Source organism: Staphylococcus sp. HMSC069D12, from assembly GCF_001810405.1.
GTDB classification, from domain to species: domain Bacteria; phylum Bacillota; class Bacilli; order Staphylococcales; family Staphylococcaceae; genus Staphylococcus; species Staphylococcus haemolyticus.
The window spans coordinates 23,807-36,771 of sequence record NZ_KV801105.1 but is presented as its reverse complement, the minus strand read 5'-3'; the positions used below and the strand labels follow the sequence as shown (position 1 = coordinate 36,771).

The following is a 12,965-nucleotide window of genomic DNA, read 5'->3' as shown; positions in this document are numbered from 1 at the left end:
TGATATCTACCAATATATATTCGTCTCGATCTCTTTTATGTTCTATTCATCATCCATTTTTAGTACAGCTAGGAAAGCGTCTTGAGGAATTTCAACACTACCTACGGCTTTCATTTTAGCCTTACCTGCTTTTTGCTTTTCAAGTAACTTACGTTTACGGCTAATATCCCCACCATAACATTTAGATAATACATTTTTACCCATTGATTTTATGTTTGTTCTTGCAACAATTTTTTGACCAATAGCTGCTTGTACAGGTACTTCAAATTGTTGTCGTGGTATAAGCGTTTTTAATTTTTCAACTAATGCTTTACCACGTTCGTATGCAAAGTCTTTATGGACAATAAAGCTTAAAGCATCAACTTTATCTCCATTAAGTAGGATGTCCATTTTCACTAAGTTACTTTCTTTATTTTCAATAAATTCATAATCAAAAGAAGCGTAACCTTTAGTGTTGGATTTAAGTTGATCAAAGAAATCAAAAACAACTTCAGAAAGTGGTATCTCGTATACGATATTAACTCTAATATCATCTAAATAATCCATATTAATAAATTGTCCACGTTTACGTTGGCATAACTCCATAACTGCTCCAACGTAATCGTTTGGAACCATCATTGTAGCTTTCACATATGGTTCATAAATTGAGTCAATCTTATCTCTTTCTGGCATTTGAGCCGGATTATCTACTGTAATCTCTGATCCATCTTTCATAATACATTGATAAATTACAGATGGCGCGGTAGCAATCAATTCAATACCAAATTCTCTTTCGATTCTTTCTTGAATGATTTCCATGTGAAGCATTCCTAAGAAACCTGTTCTAAAACCAAAACCAAGAGCCTGAGAAGATTCTGGTTCAAATTCTAATGAAGCGTCATTTAATTGTAATTTTTCAAGCGCTTCTCTTAAATCATTATAGTCTTTATTTTCAATTGGGAACAAACCACAATATACCATTGGGTTCATTTTTTTATAACCTTTTAATGGTGCTTCAGCTGGTCTATTAGCATGAGTAATAGTATCACCCACACGTGAGTCATCAACATTTTTGATGCTTGCAATAATATACCCTACATCACCTACAGTTAGTTCTTCGATAGGTAGTTGTTTAGGAGTATTAATGCCTACTTCACTAACTTCAAATTCTTTACCTGTAGCCATCATTTTAATTTTGTCACCAGCTTTAACGACGCCTTCCATCACACGTATTGATGAAATAACACCTCTATAAGGGTCGTATTCTGAATCAAAAATTAATGCTTTCAATGGTTCACTAGGGTCACCTTCAGGTGGTGGGACAACTTCTACAATTTTCTCTAAAATATCTTCAATACCAATATTTGACTTTGCACTTGCCATTACTACATCGTCTTGATCTAGACCAATTACATCTTCTAATTCTTGTTTTACTCTTTCAGGTTCAGCTGCAGGTAAATCAATTTTGTTTACTACAGGTAATAATTCTAGATCATTATCAAGTGCTAAATATACGTTTGCTAAAGTTTGTGCTTCAATACCTTGTGCTGCATCCACTACTAATATTGCACCCTCACATGCTGCTAAAGATCGTGAAACCTCGTATGAAAAGTCTACATGACCTGGTGTATCAATTAAATGAAATGTATAAGTTTGTCCATCATTTGCTTCATATTTTAATCGCACAGCATTTAATTTAATTGTGATGCCTCGTTCTCTTTCAAGATCCATTGAATCTAATAATTGATCTTGCATTTCCCTTGTTTCTACAGATTTAGTATTTTCTAAAATTCTATCTGCTAATGTTGATTTACCATGATCAATATGAGCAATAATAGAAAAATTTCGTATATTTTCTCTTCTGTTATAGCGTTCTTGCATATCCATAGCCTATCATTCTCGCTTTCATAAAATTAGCCCGTATATGTATACATCTTTGATATAATAACGTTTTTAATGCTTAATTGCAAACGTAATTGTGCTATTAAAAATTAAGCATAAGCTTAATAATTCATTACTTACATTACATTTTCATTTAGATTACATACTAATTATAAAGTGTTAAAGAGTGCATTCCAACAGTAATTATGATTTAATTCAGATTTTAATTACACTATACTTAATTAATGATTGCACAAATATGTATGTTTTGATAAAATATTTCTTGTTGTAATCAAAATAAAATTTGATATGCTTAAGATCACTTTTAGGAGGTGACAGTAATGCCAAATATTAAATCTGCTATTAAACGTGTTAGAACAACTGAAAACGCTGAAGCTCGTAATATTTCACAAAAAAACGCTATGCGTACTGCTGTGAAAAATGCTAAAACAGCAATCAACAATAATGCTGATAACAAAGCTGAATTAGTTAACTTCGCTATCAAATCAGTTGATAAAGCTTCACAAAGTAACTTAATTCATTCAAATAAAGCTGATCGCATTAAATCACAATTAATGTCTTCAAGTAAATAATTTGTTAAAAAGCGCGGAACTATGTTCCGTGCTTTTTTAATTGCTAGATAAATTCCCATATAATATTAATTATATGTTTATCACTGATTTAATTTAAATATTTGAATCTGATTAATATTTAAAGTGATAAAATAAATAATTCAAGAATTAAATGTTTGTCCATATATGAAGATTTTAGTTTATAATCTGTTTCGGCACAGTTATTAATAATATTTAGTAGTTGACCTAACTCGTAATAACGTACTTGATTTAATGCTAGTTTAACTCTATATGGGTGAACATTTATGGTCTTAGCAATTTGCTGGCCACTATAGCCCTTTTGAGCAAGAATTTTACATTGATAATATAATCTATAATTACTTGTAATAAGCGCCAATAATTTTATAGGATCTTCTTTCATAATTATTAAATCTCTTACTAATTGTATAGCCTTATCTTTCTGGTTCTTCTGAATGAATTCTGTTAAAAGAAAAACATTTTGCTCTAAACTTCTATTTATTATTAAACTAACATCATTTTTAGTAATAGTGGTTCTATCACCTAGGAATAATGAAATTTTGTCTAATTCTTGAGAAACGATATTAAAGTTAACACCAGTTAATTCTATAAACAGATTTAATGCATCTTGTTTTATATCTTTGTAATTCTCGTGTAACTGATTTTGTATCCATGATTTAATTTCTTGTTCTGACATTTGTTCTACTTTTGAAAGTTTACTAGTTTTCTTTAATGTTTTAGTTAATTTCTTTCTCTCATCTAATTTATTGCTATATATTTCAAAAATGACTAAGTTTTCACCATCGTATTTTTCTAAGAATTCAATAACTTGTTCATTATTTGGTGTAATATCTTTGTTAACTTTTTCACCAGTAAACATGAATGAATTTTTAACAACAATGACTTTCTTTTCAGATATAAAAGGCATAGTTAAAGCTTCTTCAATAACTGTAGACATATCAGTTTCATAAAGATTATATTTAATATAGTTAAAATCATCTTTATCTTCATTTAAGAATGAATGTGTCAGTTCATTGCTTTTCTTTTCAACTAATTCAGGCACTTCACCATATATTGCCATAATGTTATTTGCCATAATTGTGAACTTCCTTTCAAATATCAAACATTTATAATTATACCACGTCTGTTTAAAGCCTCACTAAATAAATAGCTAATTTTTGAATTTTATATCTAAATCATGGTCTAAGTCTATCGTTATTTCTCCAACATCTTGTGTGTTTAAAATTGAACTATTTGTAGATCTTAGCGTTTGTAACGTTTCTCGATTAGGTAAGTGATATTTATTGTTTTTACCACTTGAAATGATACTTATTGTTGGCTTTATTAAGTTAATAAATGATTCAGAACTACTAGTCTTACTTCCATGATGACCAACTTTCAATATATCAATTTTTGGTAATTGATATATTTTCATTAATTTTGATTCATTATTTTTTGTTACATCACCTAGTAAAAGCATCTTATATCTTTGATATTCAATAAGTAAAATGATGCTATGTTCATTTTTATCATTACTGTTGGGAATATCTCCATGTAAAAATGAAATTTTAGAATTATTTAGTTGAATAAATTGTATCGTTGTAGCATCTATTAATTCAATATTATTGATCTTACATAAACGTTTTATTTTTATTAATTCTATTTCAGAATAGCTATATAAGTTTATATATAACTTTTTGATTCTGATGTGTTGGGCGATATATGGTAATTCACCAATGTGATCGGCATGCGGATGAGTAATAATTAGATGATCAATTTTTGTAATTCTTTTTTGCTTTAATGTTGGTATAATATGATACTTAGCAATATTATGATTATCAATATTACCTATTTTAACCTCTTTACCACCGGTATCAACCATGACAGTTTCTTGTTTCCTTGTTTGAAAGATTAGACTGTCTCCTTGACCAACATCAAAGAAGGTTATCGTGCTAACATTTGGTCGAACGTTAAAAACACATAAAACTATAAACACGATAATGAATAAAAACAGAATTTTCATTTTTTTATAACAGAAAAAGATATAAATGAGTACTATCAATAATACGAAAATAGAAAATTCTACTGCCGATTTAGGTGCTATAAAAATTTGATAATATTTAAAAGTTAAAAATAAATCTAAAAGTTTGTTATGAACTATGTATATTTTGTCAAAAACTAAATTAGGCAATGCCGTATCACTTACAAAATGATAAGCAAAGAATAAAAATATGGCTAATGGAAAAATGATAAAACTATAAAATGGAACAAAAATGAGATTGGATAGTAATCCTATCCATTGAATTTGGTTAAAATGATAGATTGAAATTATAGTTGAAGAGAGTTGTGCGATAAATGTAAGTACAAAAATATTTTTAATGAAAGTTAATTTTTTAATAAGAGGAAATGAAATAATAATAAAAAATGAGATTATAAATGAAAATTGGAAACCAATGTCATATAGATAATCAGGCTTGAAAAAGGTCATAACTAAAAATATGAGACCTAGTATATCTATAGAAGCTATTTTTGTTTTATTTGAAATAAGTATGACAGTAGTTGTTGCTAAAATTGCTCTTAGTGCACTTGGTGCAAAACCAGTATAATATGCAAATATTGATAAAAATAAGATGATTAAACCATTAATAATTACTTTAGGAATGTTTAATCTTACAAGTGGTTGATAAATGAGAAATGAAATTGTTGCAATATGTGATCCGCTAACGGCTAATAAATGGTAGATACCGATATCTTTTACTTTATCAATGAAATCAGTATTGATTCCATTTACATCTCCAGTTACTAAAGCGATAACATATTCAGGATGAGATAAACTTGAATTGTTTAATTTTTTAATAATAAAGTCTCTTTGTTTTTCAATTATATTTTTACTTTTAGTAATATGACACGAATTTAAGTCTACATTACTTATAGAGACATAAGGAGTATAATTTAAACCACTAATTACCTTGCCTTTAATAACACAAGATTTATTTTCTAGATCCTTTTCTTTTAGATTATTAGAATAAAGGTAATACACGAAAGGTTGATGCCTAAGTTCAAATATACCTTTTAGTTGTCTCTCTTGTTTCTCTATCTTGGAACCAAATTGAACTTCGGTAGATATATTAGAATTTGATTTAAGAAATTCGTCTTTATTTAAATTATATTCATTGTGAAAGTGTTCAAAAGTTAAGCCGAAAAATAAACAAATAATCAAAAAGAAAATATGTAGTAACTTTAATCTCTTTTGTAGCGAGATAATAATTAACAATAGAGTAATAAGAACGGCAACCCATTTTATATGTATCCATAAAATACCTGATAGAAAAGATAATGCATAAAATATCATATATTTAGTTAGTCAAATATCGAGCTACATTTTGTGCTGAAAAAGGTATTTTTTTATAATCAATACCCGCTTGACCTAAAAGTTCTAGTGCGTATTTATGATTGTGATAGTCTTCAGCATAGTATATTTGTTTAATACCAGCCTGAATTATAGATTTTGTGCAATTAAGGCATGGGAAATGAGTAACGTATATAGTAGCTCCATCAGTCGATACACCTTGTTTAGCACATTGTAATAAAGCATTCATTTCGGCGTGAATGGTTCTAATACAGTGGCCATCTTCAATTAAACATCCTTCATCAATACAATGAACTTCTCCAGCTACTGACCCATTATAACCTCCAGCGATAATTCTATTGTCTTTAACGATTGTTGCCCCTACTGACAATCTTTGACAAGTTGAGCGCAAAGCTAATAGATGACTTTGCGCCATAAAGTATTCATCCCATTTCAATCTTTCCATTTTCTTCACTCCAATACGTAATTATTATAAATATTATAAAGTATCCTTAAATAGAAGCCAATAATCAATATTAAGTTGTTACATATTCCTTAATTCTTTCATAAGTTTTATCACCAATACCTTTAATATTTTTCAAATCTTCAATTGAATGAAACGTATTATTTTTTTGTCTGTAATCAATAATTTCTCTGACTTTAGTAGGACCAACACCCGGGATTTTTAATAATTCTGTTTCGCTTGCAGTATTTATATTCATCTTATTAGTAGATGATGAATTTAAAGACTTACTATGGCCACTTTTATTATTATCGTCATTTTGGGTTATGCGATTTTTATTTTCATTAGCAGAGGGAATATATATCATTTTTTGATCTGTTAACTTTTCAGATAAATTGACCTGACTCAAATCCGCGTCAGTAAGCAATTTAGCTTTATCTAACACATCTTTTATTCGATCTGAACTTTTCATTTTATAAACATTTGGGTGTTCTACTGCACCTTTAATATCTACAAAAACTATTTCGTCTCCATTTTGAATTGTATTAGATTCTATCTTATTATTAGTTTTATCATCATTTTTCAACACATCATGATTTTTTCCTTTTTGATTAGAGTTTACATGAGATGTAACAATAGGTTTAGTATCATTTGTGTCCTCATCTGATTTCGAATAAATTAGAAATAAAGCTATAGATATAATCACTAATATAGTGATACTCAATTGGAATTTCCATTGCTTAATAACATATAATAACTCTTTTTTATCTTTAAACAAAAAACTCATCTCCTTATATGTATAAACGTTTGAGGAGATGAGTTTACTTTATTTATTTAAAAGCTACGAAGAACAGGCGTTCACCATGATCATCGTGATTATTTCGGTTAAAGTCAATAAATGTTTCGATGTTTTGAAAACCTATTTGATTTAACATGTTTATATAAGTTTCTTTTTCAAAGGTTCTTTGATAGTGCGATTCATTAAATCGTTGATAAGTACCGTTATTGTCTTCTATAAAGAAACTCATTTCGTGATAAACGCTAAAAGGTTCATTACCTTCAATGGCTTCCCATGCTAAAAAGGTTGACTCATTTTCATCAATATAACATTGATTATGAAACAACGTACTCATCTTATAAATAGTGTGAACATCAAATATAAAAACGCCATTTTCTGATAAATGATTGAAAACATTTATAAATGTTTTATTTACATCTTCTATATCAGGTAAATAATTCAGTGAATCACAAAATATTGTTATTACATCAAATTTATTATTAAATGAAAAATCGGTCATATTTCCCTCTAACCATAATATTTGATTAGATTTGTTTGCAGCAATGGCTAGCATATCAGAACTTAAATCCATTCCTGTTACCGAACCAATAGTACTAAGTTGAGCAGTTAAACTGCCTGTCCCACAACCAAGATCAAGAATATTAGGCTTATGATTAAAATTTTGAGAATAATGTTGTACTATTTCAAACCATTTATCATAAGGTTGGTCTTGTGTAAGTTGATCATATACTTGACTCATTTCAACATATTGGGTCATTTAATAAGCAACCTGACCATATGATTCTATTGGTGCATCTTGATAGAGCTTCTCAATATTATAATAATTGCGTTCGTCTTTATGGAAGACATGAATAACTACATCTGCCAAATCAATTAAAACCCATCTGGCACTTTGATACCCTTCCATACGTTTAACATCAATAGCTTGTTCATGTGCAGCTTCTTTAACTGCTCTAGCAATTGATTGAACTTGACGTTCATTATTGCCGTGACAAATCACAAAATAATCAGTCATATCACTGATGCCTTTCATATTTAGAGAAACAATATCTTCTGCTTTTTTGTTTTCTGTCGCATCGACAGCAATATTTAATAATTCTTCTGAATTCATTTAATCATCCTTTATTCTTTGATCACTATAATTATAATAGTTTAAACATGAAATCGTTGTGCCATAAACTGTAATATCCTTACTGATTAAGAAAAGTACCGTTCGCTTAGAAATTTCATAAATCGTTTTATCTAAGCTACCTTGATTGTATGCCATATCTCTTATTTCTTCAACTCCTGGGGTTTTTCTCCCTGGTTCAATATAATCAGCAATGAATACAAGTTTTTCAGTTTTAGTCATTTCTTTACGTCCAGTTGTATGGTTCTTAATTGCTAGTAAGACTTCTTCATCTTCGACTCCAAATTCTGAGCGCATTATAGCGGCGCAGACAGGTCCGTGTAAGATTTCTCCACCATAACTTAATAATTCACTATCTAAATCATGCTGTCTAACAATTTGATACATAGTACTTAAATCATCATATTTGCAATAATCATGTAATACACCAGCTAAATTAGCTTTATCTTTATCACCATCATAAATTTCTGCTAATTTTACAGCAGTTTCAGCTACTCTTAACGAATGTTTGAATCGTTTTTCAGGTAGTTTATCTTTAATAAGTTCAATAGCTTTATCAATTTTCATAAAATCCTTCCTCTCTTATATAGTCGTGAATACTAGGAGGAACCAAGATATTTATTGGTTGTTTATTTTTTACACGATTTCGAATTAATGAAGAGCTAATATCCATTCTCGGTATTTGAATTGCTATCATTGAATCTTCTATTTCTTGATAGTTAACATCTCTGTTAACAACTACAAACGTTATTAGTTTTTTTAATTTATCAATTTCATACCATTTATCTAGTTGCTTATACTGATCAGTTCCGATAATGAAATAAATCTTAGCATTTTTTTCATTTTTTGCGAAATCTTTTATCGTATCATAAGTATAGCTTTGGCCTCTCCTGTTAAGTTCGATATCACAAATTTCACCAAAACCTAATTCATTAATTGCTAAATTTATCATTTTGATACGATATTTAGCATCTAAATATTCATCGTGAGTTTTTAAAGGTGCCATAAAACTTGGTAGGAAATAAAATTTATCTGGTTGAAGGTGATGATAAACTTCATTAGCAACTAACATGTGTGCAGTGTGTATTGGATTGAATTGACCACCATAGAGAACTATTGTTTTCTTATTCATAACTTATGGTAATGTAATTTCTTTATTATCAACTGATTCTCTATATATTACGATCATAGAACCAATCACCTGTACAATTTCACTTTTAGTTGCATTGCTTAACGTTACTGCTAATTCATTTTTATCATCAAAGTTATTTTGTAATACGTGTATTTTAATTAATTCTCTATTTTCAAGTGTATCATCGATTTGAGCAATCATATTTTCATTAATACCTGATTTACCAATTTGAAAAATAGGATCTAAATTGTGAGCTAAACTTCTTAAATATCTTTTTTGTTTTCCTGTTAACATATTAAACTCCTTGTAATTTATTTAATACTGTATTTTTCATTTCTTTTAAGTTTGGTTGTTTTCCCGTCCATATTTTAAAACTTTCAGCGCCCTGATTTATAAACATATCTAAACCATTATGAATCAGGTTACCTTTAAGTTCAGCTTCCTTTAATAACTTAGTCTTATATGGAATATAAATAATATCACTGACTAGTGTTCTTGATGATAGATTGTCTAATTTTATAACAGTGTCATCGTTATTATCTAGTCCTGCTGATGTTGTGTTGATGATAATATCAAATTCATCTAAATATTGTTCAGCTTGGTTTAATGAAATAGCATTAATATTCATATCCCATGATTCAAATCTACTCATCGTTCTGTTTGCGATTGTTAATTTAGGTTGAACAATCTTATTAAGTTCATTAGCAATTCCTTTACTTGCGCCACCAGCACCTAGAATAAGAATATAAGCATTAGCTAAATCAGGATATATTTGTTTGAGACCTGAAACATAGCCAATTCCATCTGTGTTATAACCAATCCATTTATTATCAACAATTTTTACAGTATTAACAGCTCCTACTGCTTTTGATTGATCATCAATTTCATCAAGATACTGAATAATACTCTCTTTATGAGGAATTGTCACATTAAATCCAACAATACGCTTATCTTCTATAATATTACGTATATTATGGAAGTCTTCTTTACGTACATGCAAAGCTTCGTACGAATCTTGCATATCTAATGATTTAAAGTTTGCATTATGCATTATTGGAGATAAAGAGTGGGAAATTGGATCGCCTATCACTGCATAATTCATAAATAATCCACCTTACATTATTGAATTTCTTAAGATTACATCAACATTTTTTGGTACACGCACAATAACTTTTGCACCTGATTCAATTGTTATAAACCCTAGACCGGAAATCATTATGTCTTTTTTCTCTTTTCTAGTCTCTAGTCTAACTGCTTTAGTATTACTCATATCAAATTGATCTGGGTTATTTGGTGGTGTTAAAACATTTCCAATTTGATTTCGCCATAAATCATTAGCTTTTTCTGTTTTGGTACGGTGAATATTTAAATCATTTGAAAAATAACAAACTAGCGGTCTTTTTCCACCTGAGACATAATCAATTCTAGATAACCCACCAAAGAATAACGTTTGCCCTTCATTCAGTTGGAAAACTCTTTGCTTAATTTCATTTTTAGGTACGATTGTTTTTAGCTCTTTTTCAGAAACATAGTGTGTCATTTGATGAGATTGAATAATACCAGGAGTATCATACATAAACGTTTTTTCATCTAAAGGTATGTCAATTAAGTCTAATGTAGTACCAGGAAATCTTGATGTAGTAACTACATTTTTCTCTCCTACACTTTGTTCAATCAATTTATTTATAAGTGTAGATTTACCTACGTTTGTTGTGCCTACTATATAAACATCCTGTTTATTTCGATTTTGGTCAATTGATGCTAGTAGATCATCGATACCCCAACCTTTTTGAGCAGATATTAATATAACATCGTCAGCATCTAAGCCATATTTTCTAGCAGTTTTCTTAAGCCATTCTTTTACTCGTCGTTTATTAATCTGTTTTGGCAGAAGATCTAGTTTATTAGCTGCTAAAATAATCTTCTTGTTACCAACTATTCGTTTTAAAGCATTAATAAATGATCCTTCAAAGTCAAATATGTCAACTACATTAACAATAATGCCATTTCGGTCAGATAGTTCATTTAATAAATTTAAAAAATCTTCACTATCCATTCCAACATCTTGAATTTCATTGTAATTTTTTAGTCTAAAACAACGTTGGCAAATAACATCCTCTCTAAAAAGGTTATGTTCAGGAACATAACCAGGTGCACTTTTATCTTCGGACTGAAGTGGCGCACCACAGCCAATACATTTTAATGTGTCATCCAATCAATTTTCCTCCCATGTGATATAGCCTTTATTTTTAAAGTAATTTAATAAGCGACGTTCAATAATACGGTTGAACTTTGTAATAAAACCATCTGTACGTTTAACAGGAACTACCATAATTGTATATAAACCATTTCGATTGCCTCCAAATACATCAGTTAACATTTGGTCTCCAATGACAATCGTTTCTTCTGGATTAATATTCATATGTTTAATAGCTTTTTTAAATGCTTTGCCCATAGGTTTTCTTGCTTTGAAAATAAAATCCACATCTAGATCTTTAGAAAAACTAGATACTCTATCTTCATTGTTGTTAGATACAATTGTAATTGTGATACCTAACTCATTTGCTCTTTTAAACCATTGCTGTATCTCTATAGTTGGAGATTTAACATCCCAACCCACTAAGGTATTATCTAAATCTGTGATAATACCTTTAAAACCAGCCTCAGCTAACTTTTCAATGTCTATTTGAAATACAGACTTAACGTAGTCATTTGGCATAAAAAATTTTTTTATTAATCCCATTTATTTATCACCTTTATTATTATTTATAAAACTTTAATTAATGCTTCAACAATTGAACTTGAAGATTTTGCGGCTTCGCCAAGAAACTCTTCAAAAGATATGTCTGCTTTACCATTAGCTAAATCTGAGACTGCACGTGTAACTATAAAAGGAACATGAAATTGATAGCAAGTTTGTGCAATTGCAGTTGCCTCCATTTCAACAGCCATAGCCTCAGGAAACTGTCGTTTAATTGTTAATCGCTGCTCTACACTACCAATAAAACTATCACCGCTAACAATTTGGCCAATTTTAGCATTATAATTTTTTTTATTAATTACTGTTTCTACCGATTTAAGTAGTTCTTGATCTGACTTAAATTCTAATGGCATTTGAGGTATTTGACCCAGTTTATAGCCAAATGCTGTTGCATCAACATCATGATAAACAACATCATTACTAATTAACATATCTCCAACAGATAAACTCTCATCTAACGCACCGGCAGATCCAGTGTTGATGATGAGTTTTGGATTGAATTTTTCAATTAATAACGTAGTTGAAATAGCAGCATTTACTTTGCCAATACCACTTTGAGTTAACACTACTTCTGTTGAATTTAATTTCCCTCTATAAAACTTTACATGTGCAACAGAAATTTCATTCATATCTGTTAATTTGTCTTTTAGTATAGCTACTTCTTCTTCCATAGCTCCTATAATTCCAATCATATTAACACCTCAGTCTTTATCTTAGCAATTGCTATTTTATCATATATTTTTATTCATCACGACAATGTTATTTACTCTTTAATTAAAAAAATAAATTCATCTAATATAAAAGCTTTTGAGGTCATGAAATTAATGCACTAAATTAATTTAAACTTGTAAAAAAAAGACCGTTTCTATTAAAATTTAATAG

At 29.2% G+C, this 12,965-nt stretch carries 15 protein-coding genes; 1 reads left to right on the top strand and 14 read right to left on the bottom strand.

What is annotated here, in order from left to right; genetic code table 11:
- Positions 1-42: 42 nt before the first annotated feature.
- Positions 43-1,866 carry a translation elongation factor 4 gene (lepA, locus tag HMPREF2737_RS04945; protein WP_037550684.1) on the bottom strand — a complete coding sequence of 608 codons (1,824 nt, stop codon included), beginning with the start codon at positions 1,864-1,866 and terminating at the stop codon, positions 43-45.
- A gap of 335 nt (positions 1,867-2,201) precedes the next feature.
- Between lepA and rpsT the strand changes: the two genes are divergently transcribed.
- The gene (gene rpsT / locus HMPREF2737_RS04940; RefSeq protein ID WP_011275628.1) at positions 2,202-2,453 is read left to right on the top strand and encodes a 30S ribosomal protein S20; all 252 of its coding nucleotides are present in this window, start codon (positions 2,202-2,204) and stop codon (positions 2,451-2,453) included.
- Positions 2,454-2,571: 118 nt separating this feature from the next.
- On the opposite strand, the gene holA is transcribed toward rpsT, so the two are convergent.
- From holA to HMPREF2737_RS04875, 13 genes are all read right to left on the bottom strand, one after another.
- Positions 2,572-3,546 carry a DNA polymerase III subunit delta gene (gene holA / locus HMPREF2737_RS04935; protein WP_037550686.1) on the bottom strand — a complete coding sequence of 325 codons (975 nt, stop codon included), beginning with the start codon at positions 3,544-3,546 and terminating at the stop codon, positions 2,572-2,574.
- A gap of 75 nt (positions 3,547-3,621) precedes the next feature.
- Positions 3,622-5,490: a DNA internalization-related competence protein ComEC/Rec2 gene (locus HMPREF2737_RS04930; RefSeq protein WP_229664799.1), complete on the bottom strand. Its 1,869-nt coding sequence runs from the start codon at positions 5,488-5,490 to the stop codon at positions 3,622-3,624.
- 316 nt (positions 5,491-5,806) lie between these two features.
- Positions 5,807-6,265: a ComE operon protein 2 gene (locus HMPREF2737_RS04925; protein WP_037550689.1), complete on the bottom strand. Its 459-nt coding sequence runs from the start codon at positions 6,263-6,265 to the stop codon at positions 5,807-5,809.
- A gap of 70 nt (positions 6,266-6,335) precedes the next feature.
- Complete coding sequence (locus tag HMPREF2737_RS04920) at positions 6,336-7,049, bottom strand: helix-hairpin-helix domain-containing protein (protein WP_256277617.1); 714 nt, start codon at positions 7,047-7,049, stop codon at positions 6,336-6,338.
- A gap of 43 nt (positions 7,050-7,092) precedes the next feature.
- The gene (locus tag HMPREF2737_RS04915; protein ID WP_037550692.1) at positions 7,093-7,818 is read right to left on the bottom strand and encodes a class I SAM-dependent DNA methyltransferase; all 726 of its coding nucleotides are present in this window, start codon (positions 7,816-7,818) and stop codon (positions 7,093-7,095) included.
- On the bottom strand, positions 7,819-8,172 hold the full coding sequence (gene rsfS, locus HMPREF2737_RS04910; RefSeq protein WP_037550694.1) for a ribosome silencing factor: 354 nt from the start codon (positions 8,170-8,172) through the stop codon (positions 7,819-7,821). It lies immediately after the preceding gene.
- Entirely contained in the window at positions 8,173-8,757 is a 585-nt protein-coding gene (gene yqeK, locus HMPREF2737_RS04905) for a bis(5'-nucleosyl)-tetraphosphatase (symmetrical) YqeK (RefSeq protein WP_037536655.1), read from the bottom strand. It lies immediately after the preceding gene.
- On the bottom strand, positions 8,747-9,322 hold the full coding sequence (gene nadD / locus HMPREF2737_RS04900; RefSeq protein ID WP_037550695.1) for a nicotinate (nicotinamide) nucleotide adenylyltransferase: 576 nt from the start codon (positions 9,320-9,322) through the stop codon (positions 8,747-8,749). The genes yqeK and nadD overlap by 11 nt, the downstream gene beginning before the upstream one ends.
- A gap of 3 nt (positions 9,323-9,325) precedes the next feature.
- The gene (gene yhbY, locus HMPREF2737_RS04895) at positions 9,326-9,616 is read right to left on the bottom strand and encodes a ribosome assembly RNA-binding protein YhbY (protein WP_037550697.1); all 291 of its coding nucleotides are present in this window, start codon (positions 9,614-9,616) and stop codon (positions 9,326-9,328) included.
- Position 9,617: 1 nt separating this feature from the next.
- Positions 9,618-10,424, bottom strand: a complete 807-nt coding sequence (aroE, locus tag HMPREF2737_RS04890; RefSeq protein ID WP_037550699.1) for a shikimate dehydrogenase — start codon at positions 10,422-10,424, stop codon at positions 9,618-9,620.
- Positions 10,425-10,436: 12 nt separating this feature from the next.
- Positions 10,437-11,537 carry a ribosome biogenesis GTPase YqeH gene (gene yqeH / locus HMPREF2737_RS04885; protein ID WP_037550700.1) on the bottom strand — a complete coding sequence of 367 codons (1,101 nt, stop codon included), beginning with the start codon at positions 11,535-11,537 and terminating at the stop codon, positions 10,437-10,439.
- A complete protein-coding gene (locus HMPREF2737_RS04880) occupies positions 11,538-12,065 on the bottom strand; it encodes a YqeG family HAD IIIA-type phosphatase (RefSeq protein ID WP_037550701.1) in 528 nt (175 codons plus the stop codon).
- Between the two features lie 23 nt (positions 12,066-12,088).
- The gene (locus HMPREF2737_RS04875; protein ID WP_037550703.1) at positions 12,089-12,775 is read right to left on the bottom strand and encodes a 5'-methylthioadenosine/adenosylhomocysteine nucleosidase; all 687 of its coding nucleotides are present in this window, start codon (positions 12,773-12,775) and stop codon (positions 12,089-12,091) included.
- Between the last annotated feature and the right edge of the window lie 190 nt (positions 12,776-12,965).